Annotated in this window: 16 protein-coding genes and 1 tRNA gene; 12 read left to right on the forward strand and 5 right to left on the reverse strand. The window is 63.0% G+C overall.

Annotated features, from left to right (window positions below; genetic code table 11):
* Positions 1-123: 123 nt before the first annotated feature.
* Positions 124-1,029, reverse strand: a complete 906-nt coding sequence (locus AC0969_RS02755; RefSeq protein ID WP_479622595.1) for a biotin synthase — start codon at positions 1,027-1,029, stop codon at positions 124-126.
* A gap of 27 nt (positions 1,030-1,056) precedes the next feature.
* On the opposite strand from AC0969_RS02755, the gene AC0969_RS02760 reads away from it, so the two are divergent.
* Positions 1,057-1,758, forward strand: a complete 702-nt coding sequence (locus tag AC0969_RS02760; RefSeq protein ID WP_479622596.1) for a phosphoribosyltransferase family protein — start codon at positions 1,057-1,059, stop codon at positions 1,756-1,758.
* Here the strand turns inward: AC0969_RS02760 and ltaE are convergent.
* Complete coding sequence (gene ltaE, locus AC0969_RS02765; RefSeq protein ID WP_479622597.1) at positions 1,755-2,777, reverse strand: low-specificity L-threonine aldolase; 1,023 nt, start codon at positions 2,775-2,777, stop codon at positions 1,755-1,757. The two genes, AC0969_RS02760 and ltaE, sit on opposite strands and share 4 nt — an antisense overlap.
* Positions 2,778-2,839: 62 nt before the next feature.
* On the opposite strand from ltaE, the gene AC0969_RS02770 reads away from it, so the two are divergent.
* Positions 2,840-3,307, forward strand: coding sequence for a tRNA (cytidine(34)-2'-O)-methyltransferase (locus AC0969_RS02770; protein WP_479622598.1), 468 nt, complete (start codon positions 2,840-2,842; stop codon positions 3,305-3,307).
* A 56-nt stretch (positions 3,308-3,363) separates the two neighbouring features.
* Here AC0969_RS02770 and AC0969_RS02775 read toward each other — a convergent pair whose 3' ends face one another.
* Positions 3,364-3,990, reverse strand: coding sequence for a ParA family protein (locus tag AC0969_RS02775; protein WP_479622599.1), 627 nt, complete (start codon positions 3,988-3,990; stop codon positions 3,364-3,366).
* 49 nt (positions 3,991-4,039) lie between these two features.
* Here AC0969_RS02775 and kefF point away from each other — a divergent pair, with 49 nt between their 5' ends.
* Positions 4,040-4,702 carry a glutathione-regulated potassium-efflux system oxidoreductase KefF gene (gene kefF, locus AC0969_RS02780; RefSeq protein ID WP_479622600.1) on the forward strand — a complete coding sequence of 221 codons (663 nt, stop codon included), beginning with the start codon at positions 4,040-4,042 and terminating at the stop codon, positions 4,700-4,702.
* A gap of 76 nt (positions 4,703-4,778) precedes the next feature.
* On the forward strand, positions 4,779-6,605 hold the full coding sequence (kefC, locus tag AC0969_RS02785) for a glutathione-regulated potassium-efflux system protein KefC (protein WP_479622601.1): 1,827 nt from the start codon (positions 4,779-4,781) through the stop codon (positions 6,603-6,605).
* A 71-nt stretch (positions 6,606-6,676) separates the two neighbouring features.
* On the opposite strand, the gene AC0969_RS02790 is transcribed toward kefC, so the two are convergent.
* Positions 6,677-7,756, reverse strand: a complete 1,080-nt coding sequence (locus tag AC0969_RS02790) for a helix-turn-helix transcriptional regulator (protein WP_479622602.1) — start codon at positions 7,754-7,756, stop codon at positions 6,677-6,679.
* Positions 7,757-8,173: 417 nt separating this feature from the next.
* On the opposite strand from AC0969_RS02790, the gene AC0969_RS02795 reads away from it, so the two are divergent.
* Positions 8,174-8,608: a DUF1841 family protein gene (locus AC0969_RS02795; protein WP_479622603.1), complete on the forward strand. Its 435-nt coding sequence runs from the start codon at positions 8,174-8,176 to the stop codon at positions 8,606-8,608.
* A 54-nt stretch (positions 8,609-8,662) separates the two neighbouring features.
* On the opposite strand, the gene AC0969_RS02800 is transcribed toward AC0969_RS02795, so the two are convergent.
* Positions 8,663-9,328, reverse strand: coding sequence for a c-type cytochrome (locus AC0969_RS02800; protein WP_479622604.1), 666 nt, complete (start codon positions 9,326-9,328; stop codon positions 8,663-8,665).
* 120 nt (positions 9,329-9,448) lie between these two features.
* Here AC0969_RS02800 and AC0969_RS02805 point away from each other — a divergent pair, with 120 nt between their 5' ends.
* The 7 genes from AC0969_RS02805 to AC0969_RS02835 all read left to right on the forward strand — a co-directional run bounded on the left by AC0969_RS02805 (position 9,449) and on the right by AC0969_RS02835 (position 21,369).
* Positions 9,449-10,303, forward strand: coding sequence for an AAA family ATPase (locus AC0969_RS02805; RefSeq protein WP_479622605.1), 855 nt, complete (start codon positions 9,449-9,451; stop codon positions 10,301-10,303).
* Between the two features lie 44 nt (positions 10,304-10,347).
* Positions 10,348-10,950, forward strand: a complete 603-nt coding sequence (locus AC0969_RS02810) for a GNAT family N-acetyltransferase (protein ID WP_479622606.1) — start codon at positions 10,348-10,350, stop codon at positions 10,948-10,950.
* A gap of 11 nt (positions 10,951-10,961) precedes the next feature.
* Entirely contained in the window at positions 10,962-12,152 is a 1,191-nt protein-coding gene (locus AC0969_RS02815) for a vWA domain-containing protein (RefSeq protein WP_479622825.1), read from the forward strand.
* A 3-nt stretch (positions 12,153-12,155) separates the two neighbouring features.
* Positions 12,156-13,991, forward strand: coding sequence for an autotransporter assembly complex protein TamA (locus tag AC0969_RS02820; RefSeq protein ID WP_479622607.1), 1,836 nt, complete (start codon positions 12,156-12,158; stop codon positions 13,989-13,991).
* Between the two features lie 8 nt (positions 13,992-13,999).
* The gene (locus AC0969_RS02825; RefSeq protein ID WP_479622608.1) at positions 14,000-17,848 is read left to right on the forward strand and encodes a translocation/assembly module TamB domain-containing protein; all 3,849 of its coding nucleotides are present in this window, start codon (positions 14,000-14,002) and stop codon (positions 17,846-17,848) included.
* A gap of 35 nt (positions 17,849-17,883) precedes the next feature.
* Positions 17,884-17,958, forward strand: a tRNA-Arg gene (locus AC0969_RS02830).
* A gap of 576 nt (positions 17,959-18,534) precedes the next feature.
* Positions 18,535-21,369 carry a putative bifunctional diguanylate cyclase/phosphodiesterase gene (locus AC0969_RS02835; RefSeq protein WP_479622609.1) on the forward strand — a complete coding sequence of 945 codons (2,835 nt, stop codon included), beginning with the start codon at positions 18,535-18,537 and terminating at the stop codon, positions 21,367-21,369.
* The last annotated feature ends 151 nt before the right edge of the window (positions 21,370-21,520 follow it).

The following is a 21,520-nucleotide window of genomic DNA, read 5'->3' on the forward strand; positions in this document are numbered from 1 at the left end:
TGCGGGGCGTCTGGCAATCTGCCTAGCTGCGTGGGGGAATACCCAAATATTTATGTTTCTTGGCGTGAATTGTAGCCTTGCTTTCCGCAGCCAAGCCCCGTAGAGGGCTGGAAACACAGGGGGTCAAACCCCATGTGCCTTGCCCTGTTGCAGCATGTCGCGCATATCGCGCAGCGAAACCGCGCTGTGGGCGCTGACCCGCAGCTTCGGGCGGGGCTTGAGGGCATGGCCGTAAATCAGCTCGAAAGTCAGCGGCAAACGGCCGTTTTCCGCCGCATCGGCCAGTTGCAGGGCCAGTTCGCGCTCCAGCCGGTCACGCCACTGCCGACCCCGCAGACCCGCAAAACGCTGCGGATGCAGGTTGCGCCCGACCTCGCGCAGCTCTTGCAGCAAGCGCGCCGGGCTCTCATAAGTCAAGCGGATGCGCTCCATGTCCATCACCGGCTCGGCAAATCCGGCATGCACCAGCATGTCGCCCCAGTCGTGCATATCGGTGAACTGGTGGCCGGGCAGCGGCCAGCCCAGCGACCGGTACACGCCGCGCAGTTCTTGCACCGTGTCCGGCCCCAGGCACGAGAACATCACAAAACCATCCACCGCCAGCGCCCGGTGCCATTGGGCGATCAGCGCCTGCGGGTCGGCGGCCGAATGCAACACCATGTTGGCCCACAGCATCTGCACGCTGCCGTCGGGCGGCATCTGGGCCTGCTGCGCGGGCGCACGCCAGCCGCTGGGATTCCACCACGGTTTCGCTACAGATTGAATAGCTGCCTGTGCTTGTTCTATATGCGTTTCGACCACAAAACATGCTGAATTGGGATAGCGCTCGGTCAATTTCGCGTGCGCCTGCAAGCCACCGCGCGTGGGCTCCCAGTGGGCCCAAGACTCGGGTTGCAGCTTGATCCACTGCAAGCGGTCCTCCATGCGCCGGGCCACCTCTTCGTGTAGCCAGGGGGATTGGGCTGTGCGCAGGTGGGCCCAGCGGGCAGCGGCAGCGGGGTCGATAGTGGGTGGGAGTTGGGTCGTCATACGCTAGCCCGCGAGTATATTGATGCGATGTTCCGCGCGCTTTTACACAAAGCTGTAACCCTGCTCCCCAGCCAGTGCGCCGTCTGCCGCGCCTGGCCCAGCCAGCCGGTGTGCGGGGCCTGCGTGGCGCGCTTTGCCCAGCCCGTGCCGCGCTGCCGCAGTTGCGCGCTGCCCGTACCCGAGGGCGTAGCCCAGTGCGGCGCCTGCATCCGCCACCCGCCCGCGCTGGATGTCTGCTTGGCCGCCGTGGCCTACGCCTACCCGTGGTCGATGTGCATTGCGCAGTTCAAATTCAACCAGCAGGTCGGCTGGGCCGGCACCCTGGCCGACCTGCTGCGCCACAGCCCCTGGGTGGAGCCCGCCATCGACCAGTGCGACAGCGTACTGCCCATGCCTTTGTCGGCCCAACGCCTGCGTGAGCGCGGGTTCAACCAGGCGCTGGAGCTGGCCCGCCAGCTGGCCCCGCACAAAACCCGGGCCCACCTGCTGCTGCGCACCCGCCACACCGCACCCCAACCCACTTTGGGCCGGGCCGAGCGTCTGCGCAATGTGCAAGGCGCGTTTGCACTGGAGCCGCTGCGGGCCAACGCACTGCGCGGCCAGCGGGTGGTGTTGGTGGATGACGTGATGACCAGCGGCGCATCCCTGTTTGCAGCGGCGGCGGTGCTGCGGCAGGCCGGTGCCGCGCACATCACCGGGCTGGTGGTGGCCAGAACGCCAGTGGATTAAAACGCCCGAATCACCTCGGCCACGCGCCGCATGTCGGCCTCGCTCACGTCCAGATGCGTCACCAGGCGCAGTTTGTACAGGCCGGTGGCCAGCACTTGGTGGGCTTGCAAATGTGCCACCAAGGCCTCGGCCCGCGCGGGGTCGATGTGCAAAAAAACCATATTCGTGGGACCCGCTTCCACCTGCAGTCCAGGCACATCGGCCAACAAGGCCGCCAGCAGCCGGGCATTAGCATGGTCGTCGGCCAGGCGCGCCACGTGGTGCTCCAGTGCGTACAGGCCTGCGGCGGCCAGCACCCCGGCTTGGCGCATGCCGCCGCCCAGCATCTTGCGCCAGCGGCGGGCCTGATGGATGAAGTCCTTACCGCCCAGCAAGACCGAGCCCACCGGGGCGCCCAGGCCCTTGCTCAGGCAAATGCTGACCGAGTCAAAGCCCGCAACCAGGCGGCTTTCGGCCTGCGCCAAGCCTTCGCCCACTTGCTGGGAGGCCACCACGGCGTTGAAAAACCGTGCCCCGTCCAGATGGCATTGCAAACCCCGGCTATGGGCCAGCGCCAGCGCCGCCTCCACGTAATCTTGCGGCAATAGCTTGCCGCCGATGGTGTTTTCCAACGCCAGCAAACGCGTGCGGGCGTGGTGGAAGTCATCGGGTTTGATGGCCGCAGCAATGCGCTCTAGCGGCAGGCTGCCGTCGCTGGCGTGGTCCAGCGGCTGGGACTGCACGCTGCCCAGCACCGCAGCGCCGCCCGCCTCCCATTTGTAGCAATGCGCCTCCTGGCCGACGATGAACTCGTCGCCGCGCTGGCAGTGGGTCATCAGCGCCAACAAATTGCTTTGGGTGCCCGTGGGGCAAAACAGACCGGCCTCGAAGCCCAGGCGCTCGGCCAGCGTGGCCTGCAGCAGGTTCACGGTCGGGTCGTCGCCAAACACGTCGTCGCCCAGCGGAGCGTTAGCCATGGCGGCTTGCATGCCGGGGGTGGGACGGGTCACGGTGTCGCTGCGCAGGTCAATGGTGTGCATGGTGTCCAATCGTTTGAGGGAAGTGCCCGAGTCTCTCGGAGAGTCTCGGATAATGCACCCCTATGTTTAACATCGTCCTGGTCGAACCCGAAATTCCGCCGAACACCGGCAACGTCATCCGCCTGGCGGCCAACACCGGCTGCAACCTGCACCTGGTCGAGCCGCTGGGCTTCTCGATGGACGACAAGCACATGCGCCGCGCCGGGCTGGACTACCACGAGTACGCCACCCTGACCCGGCATGCCAACTGGGCCAGCTTTCTGGCCACCGCCCAGCCCGACCCCCAGCGCCTGTTTGCCCTGACTACACGCGGCACCGGCAGCGTGCATGGCACGGCATTCGCGCCGGGTGATTGGCTGGTGTTTGGCTCGGAAACCAAGGGCCTGGCCGACAGCGTGCGTGCCGCCTTTGCCCTGGAGCGCTGTTTGAAGCTGCCGATGCGGCCCGGCCAGCGTAGCCTGAACTTGTCCAACGCCGTGGCCGTCACGGTGTTTGAAGCGTGGCGGCAGTGCGGGTTCGAGATGCTATAAATTAAATAGCTACTAGCGCAGTTGAAATATGCGCCAGAGGCTTATTTCTTATAAATTTACGCGTCCAACCATGCCGCCAGTGGATGCCACTGCTCCAGGTCTTTTTCGACCCGGCTTGGGGCCACGTCAAACAGGCTCAGCCCGGCCGCTGCCAAGTGCACGTAGTTTTGCGTGTCGCGCAGGTTGGTGATCACCGGCACCTCCAGCCCGTCCAGGTATTCGCGCAGGCGGTCGGCGGCAAAGGTGCGCTCGTCCACCCGCATGCCGACCAGGCCGACCTGCATTTTGTCGATACGGCGGTGCTCGGCCAGGCGGTCCAAAAATTTGCGCGTGGCAAAGATGTCGAACACGCTGGGTTGCAGCGGCACCACGATCTTGTCGGCCAGCCGCATCACGTCTTTGAAGCGCTTGCCGTCCAGCCCGCCGGGGGTATCCAGCACCACCACGTTGCCCGCTTTGCCACCTTTGGGGGGTTTGGCGATCTCGTCCGCGCCCACGTCCCAGGCCTGGATGGGGTTGGCCGTGACCGGGCGCAGGCTCAGCCACAGGTGCGACGACTGCTGCGGATCGGCATCGCCCAGCAGCACGGTGTGGCCCTGCGCAGCGTAATAGCCCGCAATCTGGGTGGACAGCGTGGACTTGCCGACGCCGCCTTTGGGGCTGGCTACAACGACGATGGGCATGGGGAACTCCTCAAAAAGACGAACGGAAAAATTTTGCTATGTTAGCGGGATGCATCCAGCACCACTTTCCACACCGTTCTCACACCCCCCGAAGATCTACCTGCTCGCCGCCCACCCGAACTGGCGCGCCTCCCGCGTCAACCAGCGCCTGCTGGCAGCGGCCCGCCATCTGGCCAGCGACAACCCGCAGCTCGACGTGCAAGACCTGTACGCCAACTACCCCGACTACGCCATCGACGTGGCTGCCGAGCAAGCCCGCATGGAAGCCGCCGACCTGCTGGTGCTGGTGCACCCGATCCAGTGCTACTCCATGCCCGCGCTGCAAAAGCTCTGGCTAGACGAGGTGCTGACCTACGGCTGGGCCTTTGGCGCGGTATCGGCCGAGACCACCGAGTCCGCCCCCACCGGCGCCCCCGGCACCGCCCTGCGCGGCAAGGCCCTGTGGCTGGTAGTGACCACCGGCGGGCAGGAAGACTCGTACCACCCCGACAGCTACAACCGCCACCCGTTCGACGCTTTCCTGCCGCCCTACGCCCAGACCGCCGCCCTGTGCGGCATGCGCTTTTTGCCGCCGCTGGTGCTGCACGGTGCGCACAGCGCGGGCAAGCAAGAGGTGTTGGAACACATCGCCCTGTTCAGCCAAAGACTGCAAACCTATCTCCACTGGCCCACACTGGCTGCCGATTCCGCTTCTCATTCAGTCCGAGATTAGGCGCGAAGCCGCAGACAGTGCTTCAGCACGACAAGGCAAAGTAACGACATATCGGATTGAATGAGAAACGGAATCTATGGAACACGCACCTGCTTGGCTGATCAACAGCTTCATCTATCTGAGCGCCGCCGTCATCGCCGTGCCGCTGAGCAAGGCCCTGGGCCTGGGCTCCATCATTGGCTACTTGGCGGCGGGCATGGCGATTGGCCCCTGGGGTTTGGGGCTGGTCACCGAGGTGCAGGACATCCTGCATTTCGCCGAATTCGGCGTGGTACTGATGCTGTTTTTGATCGGCCTAGAGCTGGAGCCCAAGCGCCTGTGGAGCCTGCGCCGCCCCATCTTTGGCTGGGGCACGGCCCAGGTGCTGGGCTGCACGGTGGTGATTTTTCTGGGCGCTATGGCAGCGGGCGTGCCGTGGCGGATTGCGCTGGTGGCGGCGCTGGGCCTGGCCTTGTCCAGCACGGCGATTGCGCTGCAGGTATTTGGCGAGCGCAACTTGCTGCCCACGCGCAGCGGGCAGGCGGGGTTCTCCATCCTATTGTTCCAGGATGTGGCGGCCATCCCGATCCTGGCGTTGGTGCCGCTGCTGGGCAGTATTTCTGAACAAAATGAGGCTATAGCGCATACACCACCTGCGCTACAAGCTATTAAAACAATAGCAGTTATTGCGGGCATTGTGCTGGGCGGGCGCTTGCTGTTGCGACCTTTGTTCCGATGGATAGCGCGCTCCAAAACACCCGAAATCTTCACCGCCGCGTCCTTGCTGCTGGTAGTGGGCATTGCCTCGCTGATGCTGTCGGTGGGCCTATCGATGGCGCTGGGGGCCTTTTTGGCCGGAGTGCTGCTGGCCGAAAGCGAGTACCGCCGCGAGCTGGAAACCGACATCGAGCCCTTCAAGGGCCTGCTGCTGGGCCTGTTCTTCATCGCCGTGGGCATGGGTGTGGACTTTGGCGTGCTGCGCCAGTCGCCGGGGCTAATGGCGCTGGTGGTGGCGGGCTTTTTGCTGGCCAAGCTGCTGGTCATCTACGCCATCGCCAAGTGCATGGGCGTGCCGTTCCAGGAGCGACCCGTGTTTACCGTGCTGCTGGCGCAGGGCGGTGAATTTGCGTTTGTGGTGTTCCAGACCGCCACGGCGGCGCATGTGCTCTCTAGCCCAACCGCGTCACTGCTAATTGGCTCGGTAGCGATCTCGATGCTGGTCAGCCCACTGCTGCTGTTGGCCATCGACAAGCTGCTGCTGCCCCGCCTGGCGCAGCGTGGCGGCAGCCAGATGGAAGAGCTTGCCGAACAGCAGGAAGCCCCCATCATCATTGCCGGTTTTGGCCGCTACGGCCAGATCGTGGGCCGCACGCTCCTGGCGCAAGGGCTGCACGCCACGGTGCTGGACCACGATGCCGACATGGTGGAGACGATCCGCCAATTCGGCTTTCGGGTGTTTTACGGCGATGCCACCCGGCTGGACCTGCTGCGCCTATCGGGCGCGGCCACCGCCAAAATTCTGGTGGTAGCGGTGGACGACAAAGCGCAAAGCCTGAAGATTGTGGATATTGCGCGGGAGCACTTTCCGAACCTGGAGATCGTGGCCCGCGCCCGCGATGTGCCGCACTGGAACGCCCTGCGCGACCGGGGCGTGCTGCGGGTGGAGCGCGAGTTGTTCGAGTCCAGCCTGCGCAGCGCACGCTCGGTGCTGGAGCTTCTGGGCTACCCGCCGCACGAGGCGCGCCAGCAGGCCATGCGCTTTCGCCAGCACAACCTGGCCCTGTTCGAGCAGATGTACCCGCACCGCAAAGACCGGGCGAAATTTATCGCCGTGGCCACCGAGGGCCGCCAGCAGTTGGAGGAGCAAATGGCCCAGGAGCGCGCCGAGCAAGCGCAGCGGCGGCCCAAGGGCTGGGGCAAATAAAACAGGACTTCCGCAAGCCCCTCTGTGCGCCCAGTGGGCTGCACAAGGGCGCTGCGAATGTCCTGAGAAGATTAATCGAGCGCTGCGTCGTCCAATGCGCTGTCTTCGTCCAGCGGGGCGGCGGACTGGTAGGCAATAGCCATCAGCGCAACCTCATCCGCTACGGCCTGGCGCAGACTGGCAGGCCCGAGCACCTCACAGTGTGCACCGTGCTGGAGGATCTTTTCCAGCAGCTCACGCGGGTCCATATACGGCACGCGCAGCAGATAGGTGCCATCGTTTTGCTGCTTGCCCTGTTGCAAAGAGTGCCACTGCGTGTTGGCCGCGCTACAGGCCTTTGCGCCGCTGAACAGGAGCCGGGCCCAGCGGACACGGCCACTGGCAAACACCCCGTAACTCGGACCAAACTGGGCATCCAGCTTGTCGTCGCTGATGTCCATCGCGGCCCCCGCCTGTATCCGCGCATCGGTAATCGCATCGACCGAAAAGCTGCGCAGTTCAGCCTGTGGATGGCAGTAGGCCTCCAGGTGCCATCCGCCCCGAAAATGCACCAACCGCAGGGGCGACACGTCCCACTCCACCTCTGCCGCCGCGCCGCTGGCATAGGCCAAAGTCAGGCGCTTGCGCCGCACCAGGGCCAAGCCCACGCGCTCAAAATAACGCGGTGTGGCGGTTTCTTGCGCCAGCCCGACAATCCGCACCCGCTGCCGCAGCTCTTGCAGTTCGGGGTCCGCGCTGCCCAGAAGAGCCTGGATCCGATCGACCACAGGCACCGGATGGATGATCAGCCCCCCCGTGTCCAGGCACACCAGCAAATGCCGCATCGTCAGCAGCGCATGGATTTCGGTGGACGAAAACCACAGGCCGGGAAGCTCGTGCGTGCTGGCGGTTGGTTCACCCGTCGATGCCAATCGGTAGCCCCCCGCCGCACGACTCCACTCAATGGGCAGTTTGAGGCGGGTGCGCAAGTCGTCCAGATCACGCTTCAAAGTAGCCCGCGATACATCTAGCGCCGCTTGCAAGGCAGCAAAGCTGATGACCTTGTGCTGGCGCAGAAGCTGGTCAATTTTGTAGAGGCGCCCGGTCTGGTCCATGTCTTCACCGAAAGTGGAATTCGGATCTTTGTAATAGGTGTAACCATTTGATTCCATAGCGCGGCAGAGAGCAAGGCACTTTTGCAATGCCATTACGTTTTTAAACCCATCACACCCACAAAGTCGGGGTGGCTGGCGCGTGCAATCGGTATTCATTGGATTTAATTTGGGCTGTACAAAAAATTCTAATTTTTGACATGTCCCTGTCAGAAAAGCCTACGTGCTCACGCCAAAATCGGCGTGAAAAAAGAATCCAAACCATAGCGGCAGCCCTACCAGCCCCCGTTGCAGCCCCGCAGGCAGCAAGCACATTTATTTGCAACCAGCATGCCAATGCATGCGCCTGTGCCGCGTGTACAACAACCCCAAGAGCCCCAACGCCAGCCTCAACCCCATAAATAGGCCAACGCGGCCGATCATGGAGTGGTGGCCAGCCAGCCAGCCCCCCGGTTTCTCCGTGGTAGGCTCATGGCCATGTTCAATCCCTCGCAAGCCGATGTACGCCGTTTTTTTTGCTCTGTTTATGCCAAGGCGAAGGCGGGACAAGCGCTAGAAGCTATAGAAACTATAGCAAGTCAATGGCTCGACGAGCATCCCGAATACCACGCCGACATGCTGGACGTGGGGGCAGCAGTTGCCCGCAATTACGATGCAGAAGCCGGCAAAACCAACCCTTTTCTACACCTTTCGATGCATTTGTCGATCAGCGAGCAATGCTCTATTGACCAACCACGCGGCATCCGCCAGTCGGTTGAGCTACTGACGCGCCGCCGCGATTCGCTGCACGACGCACACCACGAAACGATGGACTGCCTGGGGCAAATGCTCTGGGAGAGCCAGCGTGCAGGCCGTCCGCCCGACGGCGCGGCCTATATTGACTGCGTGCAGCGCCGTGCCACACAGGACTGAACAGACGCAAAAAAGCCCGCATACAGCGGGCTTTTTTATGGAGGGCAGGCCGCTTTACCGGAAGCGCGACTGTGGCACCACCTTGAGTTCGCCGTCCAGCGAATGCACGTATCCGGCCAGCGCTTTGAGTTCGGCGTTCGAGAACTGCTTGGCCACACCGCCCATGACGGCGTTGGAGCGCCCCACCAATGGATTGTTCTCGACCTTGTAGGACTTCAAAGCCACAAACAGGTAGTCGGCATGCTGGCCCGCAATCTTGGGGTAGCTGGGATCAATAGGTTTGGAGAAATTGTCGCCATGGCACGACACGCACGCACCCTTGGTCAGCAATGCGGTGATCTGGGCGCTGGGCTCACGGCTTGATTTGGCCGCAGGGGCGGCACCCGCAACCACGCCACTGGCGCTGTAGTAGGCTGCCACATCGGCCATGTCCTGGTCGCTCAGCGAATCGGCAATGCCGCGCATCGTGGGGTGTTTGCGCTCGCCTTTTTTATAGGCATTCAGCGCCGCCACGATGTACTTGGCACCTTGGCCTGAAATTTTGGGGACTTTGTGCACTTCGGGAAAACTGGCTTGGTAGCCCACAATTCCATGGCAGCCGATGCACATATCGACCTTGGTGCTGCCGACCTTGGCATCCCCCACGATGTCCTGGGCACTTGCAACACTTGCTATCGAAACAGCAGCAAACACGAACACCGTGGTCAATAATTTTTTCATTTTTGTGCGCAAAATCTGGGGGAAAATCAAGCCTACATTCAGCCCTGTCTATCAGGCTTGCCATCAACAGTAGATTATATGCGGCAGCCTATTCACTCCCCCGCTTTTGCACCCACCACCATGAAGTTCCAAGGCTCCAATAACTACGTCGCCACCCAGGATCTGATGCTGGCCGTCAATGCCGCAGCCACCCTCAAACGCCCACTGCTGGTCAAGGGTGAGCCCGGCACCGGCAAAACCATGCTGGCCGAGGAGGTGGCTGCCGCTTTAGGCATGCCGCTGCTGCAATGGCACATTAAATCCACCACCAAAGCACAACAGGGACTGTATGAATACGATGCGGTTAGCCGTTTGCGCGATTCGCAGCTGGCCGGTGTGGAAGATTCGGCTCGGGTCAAAGATATCCACAACTACATCGTCAAAGGCGTGCTGTGGCAAGCATTTACGTCCGATACGCCCGTAGCGCTGCTGATCGACGAGATCGACAAGGCCGACATCGAGTTCCCCAACGACTTGCTGCGCGAAATCGACCGCATGGAGTTTTACTGCTACGAAACCCGTGAGCTGGTGCAGGCCAAGAACCGCCCACTGGTGTTCATTACATCGAACAACGAAAAAGAGCTGCCCGATGCGTTTTTGCGCCGCTGCTTCTTTCACTACATCCAATTTCCCGATGCCGCCACGATGCAGAAAATTGTGGATGTGCACTTTCCCCATCTCAAAAAAGAGCTGCTGGCAGCAGCCATGAAGACGTTCTACGACATCCGTAACCTGCCCGGCCTGAAGAAAAAACCCTCCACCTCGGAGCTGCTGGACTGGCTCAAGCTGCTGGTGGCCGAAGATATTTCAGCCGAGGCACTGCACAACCAAGACGGCATGGTTGCCGTGCCGCCGTTGGTAGGGGCATTGCTGAAAAACGAGCAGGATGTTGGCTTGTTTGAGAAGCTGGTGTTCATGCAACGCCACCACCGCTAACCATCCATCCGTGAACCAACCCGTCACCCCCCTGGAGACTTTGCATGGCCCGTTTTATTGATGCCGTAACTCTGACTGGCCACCACCACGTAGTGCTTGAGCCCTTGCAACGATTGCACGAGGAAGACCTGCTGGCCGCGGCTAAAGACGGCGAGTTATGGAAGCTCTGGTACACCAGCGTGGGCAGCCCGGATGGGGTTTTGGGCTACATTGACAATGCCCTGGAAATGCGTGAAAACCAAGGTGCCATGCCGTTCGTGGTGCGCCGTAAATACGACGGAAAAATTGTCGGCTCGACCCGCTACTTCCATGTAGATGCAGCCAACCGCCGCCTGGAAATTGGCCACACCTGGTACAGCAAAAGCACGCAACGCAGCGGCATCAACACCGAAGCCAAGCTTATTTTGCTTAAACACGCATTTGAAACACTGGACTGCATCGCGGTGGAGTTTCGCACCCACTGGTTTAATTTTGACAGCCGCGCGGCGATTGCCCGCATCGGCGCAAAACAAGATGGCGTGCTGCGCAACCACCAAATTGCACCCAACGGCACACTCCGCGACACCGTGGTGTTCAGCATCATCGCCAGCGAATGGCCCGCAGTGAAAGCCCATCTGCGCTGGCTTCTGAGCAAACCACGCGTGTAAAAACTCCCGCCATGCTGATCGACTTCTTCTACACCCTGCGCTCCGCCAAGCTACCAGTTTCGGTCAAGGAATACCTAAGCCTGCTGGAGGCCCTGAAAGCAGGTGTAGTGGGCCCCAACAGCGAAGATAGCTACAAAATAGACGATTTTTACTACCTTAGCCGCTGCACACTGGTCAAAGACGAAAAGCATTACGACAAGTTCGACCAGGCCTTTGCCAGCTACTTCAAGGGGGTAGAGACGGTCGCCGACTTCACCCAAGACATTCCGCTGGAATGGCTGCGCAAAAACCTGGAACTCGACCTCAGCCCCGAAGAAAAAGCCAAGATCGAAAAAATGGGCTGGGACAAGCTCATGGAAACGCTCAAAAACCGCTTTGAAGAGCAAAAAGAGCGCCACGAAGGCGGCAGCAAATGGATTGGCACCGGTGGCACCAGCCCGTTTGGGGCCTACGGCTACAACCCCGAAGGCATCCGCATCGGGCAAGACAAAAGCCGCCACAAAAGCGCCGTGAAGGTATGGGACCAGCGGGCTTTTAAAGACTACGACGACAGCCAGGAACTGGGCACGCGCAACATCAAGGTAGCGCTGCGCCGCCTGCGCAAGTTTGCCCGTGAAGGCCATGCCGACGAACTAGACCTGGCCGACACCATCCGCTCTACCGCAGCCAACGCCGGTTATCTCGACATCAAAATGGTGCCAGAGCGGCACAACAACGTCAAAGTGCTGCTATTGATGGATGTGGGCGGCAGCATGGACGAGCATGTGCAGCGGGTGGAAGAACTGTTCAGCGCCAGCAAAAGTGAATTCAAGCATCTGGAGTTCTATTACTTCCACAACTGCGTGTACGACTTCATGTGGAAGCACAACCGCCGCCGCTACACCGAGAAGTTTTCCACCTGGGACGTGATCCGCAAGTACAACAAAGACTACAAGCTGCTGTTTATCGGCGATGCCACGATGGGTCCATATGAGATTTTGCAGCCCGGCGGCAGCGTGGAATACAGCAACGAAGAGGCCGGTGCCGTGTGGCTACAGCGGCTGACCAGTGCCTTCCCCCAATTTGCCTGGATCAACCCCGAGCCCCAGGGCCTGTGGCAGTACCGCCAAAGCATCAGCATCGTGCAGCAACTGGTGGCCCAGCGCATGTTTCCCCTGACCTTGAAAGGTCTGGAAGAAACCATGCGCTTGCTGTCGAAATAAGCAATGACCAGATTCAGTGCGCGGGTGGCGGCGTGGTGCTTGCTGGGTTTACTGCCCGGCACGCTGTGGGCCCAGACACCCGCTACAGCAACCACGCCAGTACCGCCGTCCGCTTTCGACCTCGAAGTCGTTGCCCCCGACAAAATCCGTACGCTGCTTCTCAAGAACCTTGAATTGCAGCGCTACCGCAGCTTGACCGATCTGGATGCCACCGAGCTGGCGCGGCTGATGCAAGCGGCCGAGCGCAATACCCACGACCTGCTGGCCACGCAGGGTTACTTTGCCGCCACGGTCACGCTGAAACAGGTAGAAACGCCGGAGAGCACCAGCGCCCCGCACCACATTACCCTCACGGTAGAACCGGGTACGCCGGTGCGCATCGGCAGCGTGCAGCTGGAATTTACCGGCCCGATCAACGACGACCCGGCGGCGGCATCGCTGCGCGACACCATCCGCACCGATTGGCCACTCGGCCCCGAAACCCCCTTCACCCAAGATGCCTGGGACGATGCCAAAACCCAAGCCCTGCGCAACCTTACAGTCCAGCGCTTTCCCACCGGGGAGATCAGCAATAGCCTGGCCGACATCGACCCCGACGCACACACCGCCCAACTCAGCGTCACCCTGGCATCTGGCCCGGCTTACCGGTTTGGCCCGCTGGAGCTGCGCGGCCTGCAACGCTACAGCGCAGAACTGGTCACCCGCCTGGCCCAGCTGCCCACCGGGGCCGATTACAGCCAGGCGCAGTTGCTGCAAACCCAGCAACGGCTGGCCGACAGTGGTTATTTCGACTCGGTTTTTCTGACCCTGGACACCCAAGGCGACCCGCAGGCGGCCCCCGTAGTGGCCCAACTGCGCGAGGCCAAACTGCAAAAATTGGTGCTGGGCGTGGGCTTCAGCACCGACAGTGGGCCACGCTTGTCCGCCGAGCACACCCACCGCCAATTGCCTTGGCTGCCGTGGCGCGCCATCTCCAAGCTCAGTCTGGACAAAAATACCCAAACCCTGAACACCGAACTCACCGCCCCACCCGATACCAGCAACTGGCGCTGGGTGACATCGGCCCAGCTCCAGCACCAAAATTTGAGCGACACCATCACCCACAGCCAGCGCCTGCGGGCCGGGCGCACCCAAGGCAACGACCACATCGACCGCAACGTCTACCTGCAATACGACCACGCCTTGACCACCAGTGGCACCGACCCCACGGTCTCGTCCAGTGCCATCAGCGCCAACTATGCATGGACGCGGCGCAACTTTGACGACATCCGCACCCCCACCCAAGGCTATGGCGTGGCGCTAGAGCTGGGTGGTGGCTTCACCCTGGAAGCCAACCGCCAGCCCTACATCCGCACCCTGACGCGCTGGTTGGGCTACTTTCCGCTGGGCAAGCTGCTGCCCGGTGATGGCCTGTTCATTCGGGCGGGCCGCCTGGCGCTGCGGGCCGAAGCGGCGGCGGTGGTGGCGAAAGCCGAAGCCAACGTGCCCAGCACCCAACTGTTTTTAACCGGTGGCGACACCACGGTGCGCGGCTACGGCTACCAGGAAATCGGCGTGACGGGCAGCAGCGGCTCGATTACCGCCGGGCGCTACATGGCATCGGGCAGTTTTGAATGGCAACGGCCCATCGTCCTCAACGGCAAACCCAGCGCCTGGGAAACCGCCCTGTTTGTCGATGCCGGGGCGGTGGCCCCTACCGTGGGGGCGCTGGAGGCCAAGGTCGGCATCGGCGGCGGCATACGCTGGCGCAGCCCGGTAGGGCCGGTGCAAATAGACATTGCCTACGGTGTAGCGACCCACAAGGCGCGCCTGCACATGGGCGTAGGGTTCAGCTTTTGAGGTCCGAAATGCCCCCCGCCCCGCCCCGGCGCTGGATGCCCACGGGCAAGCGGCTGCTGTGGCTGCTGTGCGCCCCTCTGCTGGTGCTGGCGGCGCTAGCCAGCGTGGTTGGCGCACTCTGGGTCTGGCTGGGCAACGACACCTCGCTGGCCAGCACCCTGGCCCGCGCCGCCACCTACCTGCCCGCAGGCCACACACTGGAAACCAGCGCGGTCACCGGCTCGGTGCGCCAGGGCGGCCACATCGGCAAGCTGGCCTACCGCAGCCCCAGTCTGCAAATAGAAGCCCTGGACATCGCCGTGGACTGGCAACTCGACCGCCTGCTACAACGCGAACTGCACCTGGGCACGCTGCGCATCGCCCAACTCCGCATTGCGCAAACCCCGTCCACCGAGCCCTTGGTACTGCCATCCGAGATCGTGCTGCCCCTCCAGGTAGACCTGCCCTTCGAGATTGCCGATCTGCGCTGGCAAGGCCCCCCGGCTTTGCAACTGACCCAATGGGCCGGGCGCTACCGCTATGACGGCACGCAGCACCAGCTCACGGTCACTAGCGCCAAAGTCGCTGCGGGCCACTACACGGGCCAGGCCACCCTGCTGGCCCGCAGCCCGCTGACACTGCAAGCCGCCATACAAGGCAGCGTAGAGACCACCCTGCCCGGCAACACCCGCCCGACCACCGTGACGGCGACCGCCTCGGCCAATGGCCCCCTGGCGGGCCAAAATGCTTTACTGCACATCCAGGCCCAGCTCACACCCCGTACGCCCAACGCCTTGCAGGCTGCGCTGACCGCGCAAATCCACCCCTGGGCCGCACAGCCCGTGTACCAGGCCGATGCCACGTTCCGGCAACTCAACCTGGCCGACCTCTGGCCCGATGCCCCGCACACCCTGCTCAGCGGCAGCGCCCAACTGCGGCCCGAACCCCTGCGCAAGGGCAGCACTTGGCGCGCCGAAGCCACTATCGACAACCGCCTGAGCGGCCCGTGGGACACACACCGTGTGCCACTGGACCACGCAACCACCCGGCTGCAATACCAGCAAGGGGCCTGGGTCATCGAGTCGCTGCGTGCCCAGCTCGGCCAAGGCGACGTGCAGCTCCAGGGCCGCTGGACCGGCGCAGACACCACCGACTGGACGGCACAGGCCCAGCTCTTGCGCATCAACCCCGCCGCGCTGCACACCCGCATGGCCCCCGCCTTGCTGAATGGGCGGATGACCGCCAGCAGCACTGCCGCCGCCATCCGCTTTGATGCCGCCCTGGAAGCCTCGGCCAAAGCGCCCCGCATCCAAGTCTTGCAAGCCTTGCCAGGCCTGCGCATCCAGTCCGCCCAGGCCACGGGCCGCTGGGTTGCGGGCACGCTCAGCCTGTCGGCCCTGCAACTGCGCACCGACGACGCACAGCTACAAGGCCAGCTGGATCTGACCCTGGCGACACGCGCCGCCCAAGGCCAGCTGCACCTCACCCTGCCCGGCGCGCAGGCCGATGTGCAAGGCCGAATTAGCGCCTTGCAAGGCGCAGGCAACTTGGTCCTGCACGTGCCCGACGCCGGCCAAGCCACCCGCTGGCTGGCCCGTCTGCCCGGTGTGGCAGCCAGCCTACCCGGCAGCATCCTGGGCCAGGCCGAGCTGACCGGGCGCTGGACCGGCGGCTGGGCCAGCGCCCTCTCCACGGCCCCCCCTACAGCAGGTACGACCCCTTTCCAGTTCAACGCCCAACTGGCCGTGCCGTCGCTAGAGCTACGCCCCGCCACCGGCAACCCCGTCAGCCTGCGCAAACTGCAACTTGACGCATCCGGCAGTCTGGGGGCGCTAGACATCGCCTTACAAGGCGAACTGGCCACCGGCACCCAGCGTGCCAGCTTAACCACCCGCGCCAGCGGCGGCCTGGTCTCAGGCCAACAATGGCAAGCCCGCATCGCCAGCTTGGCAGTACAGATGCAAGACAGTACCCGCCCCGGCCCCTGGACGCTGCAACTCGACCAAGCCCTGGCCCTCAAAGGCACTAGCAGCTCTGTGGACACAGCCGCAGGCACCGCCAGCATGCAAGGCCCGGTGCCCGGCAGCGTGCGCATCGCCTGGCAGCCCGTGGCCTGGGCACACGACGACACCCGTACCCTGCTGCGCACCCAAGGCACGCTGCAAAGCCTGCCTATGGCCTGGCTGGAAACTTGGGCTGCTGGCAACGGACAACTCGCGCAACTCGGCCTCAAAGGCAACCTGCTGCTAGACGGCGACTGGAACGTGCAAACCGCACCCTCCCTGCAAGTCAGCGCCAACCTGTACCAAAAAAGCGGTGACCTGCAACTGCTGACCGGCGAAGAATCGGCCAACGGCACGCCCGGCACCATCAACGCAGGCATCCGCACCGCCCGCATCGGCCTGCGCACCGACGGTGACAAGCTCAGTGCCAGCCTGCGCTGGGACAGCGAACGTGCAGGCCAGGCCGAGGCCGACCTGAACACCCAGGTGCGCCAGACCGACGGCAGCTGGATCTGGCCCGCCGATGCAGCACTCAACGGCACGGTGCGCGCATCCCTACCCCGGGTGGGCATCTGGTCGGTGCTGGCCCCACCCGGCTGGCGGCTGCGCGGCACGCTGGCGGCCAACGCCACCCTCAGCGGCACCCGCCTGGCACCGCTGTGGACCGGCACCCTACAGGCCGACGACCTGGCACTGCGCTCGGTGGTCGAGGGCATCGAACTGCGCGATGGCCGCCTGCGCGCCAGCCTGGACGGCCAGCGCCTGAACATCAGCGAATTCAGCCTGTACGGTGCCCCCACTACCGCCAACACGACCACCGCCATCCCCAGCAACGACGGCGGCAGCCTCACCGCCAGCGGCACCGTCCAATGGAACAACACCCCCCCGGCAGGCATTCAGATGGACATCCGGGCCCAGGCCAAAGCCCTGCGCATCTCTGCCCGCGCCGACCGCCGCCTGACGGTATCTGGCAGCCTGCAAGCCACCCTGGCGCAGGGCAAGCTGGCGCTGCTGGGCGCGCTCAAGGCCGACCAGGCCCTGTTCATCCTGCCCGACGAATCCGCACCCACCCTGGGCAGCGACGTGGTGGTGCGCAAACGCAGCACCGCGTCCACCACCACGCGGCCCACCGCCCCCCCTGCCGCAGCCACCAACACCCCCGACGTCAACATCACGCTGGACCTGGGTGACGACTTCCACCTGGTGGGCAGAGGCCTGGACACCCGCCTCACCGGCAAGCTGACCCTGCGCGCAGGCCCCACCCTGGCCGGGCCGCGCGTCACCGGCGAGCTGCGCACCGCGCGCGGCAGCTACAAGGCCTACGGCCAGGCACTGGACATCGAAGAAGGCACCCTGCGTTTCAACGGCCCCTATGACAACCCGTCGCTCGACGTGCTGGCCATTCGCCCCAACCTCAGCGTGCGCGTGGGTGTGCAGATCAACGGCACGGCGCTGTCGCCCAACATCCGCCTGTACTCCGGCTCCGACCTCTCCGATGCCGAAAAACTGGCCTGGCTGGTACTGGGCCGCAGCGCCGCCAACGGCGGGGCCGAAGCCGCCGTGCTGCAACAGGCCGCGCTGGCCCTGCTGGGCGGTAATGGCAAAGGACTGTCGGGCGGGCTGGCCTCTGCCCTGGGGCTGGACGAACTATCCTTCAGCGGCAGCGCCAACAATGCCAACGGCAGCAGCAGCGCCGCCGCCGTGACCTTCGGCAAGCGCCTGTCGCGTAATTTTTATGTCGCCTACGAGCACAGCCTGGCCGGCACACTGGGCACGCTGTACATCTTCTACGACCTGAGCAAGCGCTTCACCCTGCGCGGCCAAACCGGCGAGCAAAGCGCCATCGACCTGATCTTCACCCTGCAATACGACTGAAAAACCAGCCCGTGCAGGCCCTACAATCCGCCCTCCCCTTCGTAGTTCAATGGACAGAACGAGTGCCTCCTAAGTGCTAAATACAGGTTCGATTCCTGTCGAGGGGACCAGCCGAAAATACCACCGCCCGCGCCAATACGGGTTGTGCTGCTATTAAAAATTCTTCTGCGTAGTACTTCTGTGGTGGGTCAACCTGCTCTACCCGCAGGCCATTCCAAAAGGCCTGTGGGGGTGCTCCCCGTCCAGCCTGGTACAGATCAACTCGGCCCACCCCCCGCCCAGGCTACTGCAACATCCGCACGCACACTGAATGTGCCCGGATAAGGTTCTTTACAAGGCTCTTTCAGAAACGTATTACGTTACAAATTAGCCACAAATAGAGAGAACTCCACCGGTTTTAAAGCGTTTGCTAGGTTTAGCGATACACGGCATCGGGAAAATTGATGCCGCCGGTCTATTGCGCTAAGCACATAGCCCTCGCATCACTATGATTTACATAGCTACTGGTTCGCAAGCAACATGTCTCAATGGCATATTTCATACCCCAATACTAGACAATAGCGACAAACCCTAGTGCGCTGCATTGGAAGCCTCTATGGATGTGTAACTATTCACATAGTTACATCAGGTTACATTCAATGTGATAAAACCCAAAACAACACCATTCCGAGCGCCTTCGTGATTCCATGCCCAAGACCCGAGATGTAGCCCCTGCGTGGCTGACGCTGAGTACCGCCACCCGCCTGCTGCTACCCCTGCTGCTGCTAATCGCGGTGGTTGCCACTGCGCGTTACAAATTACTGGTCAAGGTCGAAACCAATGCGGCCCATGCGCACTTTGCCCAAGAAGTGCAATTGGCCAAAAAATACCTGGTCCCCACATTGGCCCAGACCCTGGGCACGGCCAGCGCTTTGCCGCTGGCGGCTTGGCTGCAAACCGAGGTGCAATCACGCCCCGACATCAGCCTACTCCAGTGGCGCGCAGAAGGGCAGTTGATTGAAGCGCGTAATCCGCTGCAAACACGGGCCCAATACCCCCCTTGGTTTACCAGTTGGCTGGACATTGCCCCCTACACCACCCACTTAAACATTGTGGGTGCTGCCGGGCGCAGTGGCACATTAACCCTGGAGATCAGTCCGATTTTTGCGTTCAACAGCGCCTGGAGCCGGGTGCAGAACCAACTCTGGATCGCTGGCGGCAGTGTGCTGACGATTCTGACTTTGCTGGCCTGGGTGCTACGCGTCAACCGCCGCATGGTGCAGCGGCTGGCCGTGGCCACCCAGCAGTTCCAGCGCGGCAACCTAGACGCGCGCATGGCCTTGACCGGACCATTAGAAGCCCACACCCTGGCCCACACTTTCAACGACATGGCTGACGAGGTGCAGACGCTGGTGGCCTCACTCACCCGCACCCAGGCCGCCCTGCAAGCCGAAAAAGAGCGCGCCGAAGTCACTCTGTCGTCGATTGGCGATGCCGTCATCACCACCGACCTGGCCGGGCGCATCCACACCCTGAACGCCGTGGCCCAGCAGCTCACCGGCTGGACCCACCAGCAGGCCGTGGGCCACCCGCTGGGCGAGGTGTTTGAACTGCTGGAAGAACCCGGCTGGAGCGCTGCCCCAGCCAAACAAATACCGCTATACCAAACCACCAGCGTGGTGCACGCCGCCCACCAGACACTGCTGCACCCATCCGGCAAGCACATCGCCATAGAAACCACCGCCGCCCCGATACGCCAGCCCGACGGTACGGCGATGGGCTGCGTGTTGGTGTTCCGCGACGTGAGCGAAAAGCGCCAGCTGATCCAGGAAATTTCCTGGCAAATCGGCCACGACATGCTGACCGGCCTGCACAACCGCGCCGCGATGGAGGAACCCTTCAACTTGGCCATCCTGCAAGCCCGCCACCACCACAAGCTGCTGGCCGTGTGCCTGCTGGACCTGGACCACTTCCAGCCCATCAACGCCCGCTACGGCAGCAGCAGCGGCGACCGCCTGCTCCAGCAAGTGGCCCAACGGCTGGCCGAATTTGCCGGGGACGACCACGGCCTGGCGCGTCTGGGTGGCGATGAATTTGTGCTGCTGCTAAAAGACCAGACCGACATGGCCGAGGTACAGCAGCAGGTCGCACACGTGCAAACGCTGCTGTCCGCCCCGTACCAGATCGACGACCAAAGCATCCTCCTGACCACCAGCATCGGCATCGCCGTCACCTTGCGCGACGAGATGCACAGCGACACCAACCTGGACACCCTGCTGCGCCACGCCGACCAGGCCATGTACCAGGCCAAGCAAACCGGGCGCAACCGCAGCCACCTGTTCGATGCGCAGCTAGACCAAGAGGTGCAAACCCACCACCACCAGCGCACCCGCATCCGCCAGGGCCTGCTCGACGGCGAACTGCGCCTGTACTACCAGCCCAAGCTGAACATGCGCACCGGCACCATCTTTGGCATGGAGGCCCTGCTGCGCTGGCAGCACCCCGACCAGGGCGTGGTCGGTCCCTACCACTTTCTACCCCTGGTGGAAAACACCGACCTGATCATCGACATTGGCGAATGGGTGCTGCACCAGGCGCTACAACAAATGCAGCACTGGGCCGCGCAGGGCCTGCACTGGGTGGTCAGCGTCAACATCGCCGCGCGGCACTTCCAGCGGTCTGACTTTGTGGCCCGGCTGGGCAGCATCCTGGCGCGCTTCCCGCAGGTATCGCCCGACAAACTGGAGCTGGAGATTCTGGAATCCGCTGCGCTGGAAGACGTGCAGCACATGCGCAACGTAATGGCCGCCTGCCAGCAACTCGGCGTGCAGTTTGCGCTGGACGACTTTGGTACCGGCTACTCGTCACTGGCCTACCTGAAGCGCCTGCCCGCCAACACCTTGAAGATCGACCAGACCTTTGTGCGCGACATGCTGGAAGACCCGGACGACCTGACCCTGGTGGAAGCCGTGGTCGGCTTGGCCAAAGCCTTTAACCGGCAGGTGATTGCCGAAGGTGTGGAAACCGTAGAGCACGGCCTGCTGCTGCTGCAACTGGGCTGCGACCTGGCCCAGGGCTACGGCATCGCCCGCCCCATGCCCGCCGACAACGTGGCCACCTGGGCCGCCGATTTCATTCCCGGCAAAGCCTGGAGCGCCTGGGGAGCCAACCAATGGGATGCCGCCGACTTCCCCCTGCTGCTGGCCGAACACGACCACCAAACCTGGGTGGCCAGCATCGCCACCCACCCCGCCGATGCCGATGCCAACTACCCCGCCCGCTTTGGCTCCTGGTATGCCCAGCGCGGCAGCGCGCTGTACGGCCACCTGCCCGCGTTCACCGCCGTAGGCACGGCCATCGTGCGCCTGCGTGACCACAGCCAGGTACTGGCCAAAGGACGGGTCAACGGCCAAGCCATCGACATCCACGCACTGCACGACTTGCAAGCCGTACTAGCCGCCCAACTCGCCACCCTGCTGGTGGAAGCCACGCAAAAGCAAGCCCAGCGGCGTGCGGCACGGAACTTCATGGTGTATTCATAGGTACTCATAGGTACTCCCCCAGGCTACAGCGCAAGCGCTTTGCGCCACCCCCCTTGCAGGGGGCAACTGCAGCGGCCTGGCAGAGCCAGCTCCGCGCAGTTCACGAAGGGGCTGCGCTGCGCTTGCCTTGTATGGGCGACGCTATTTACTA

The sequence above is a fragment of the Rhodoferax sp. LB1P47 genome, from assembly GCF_056521445.1.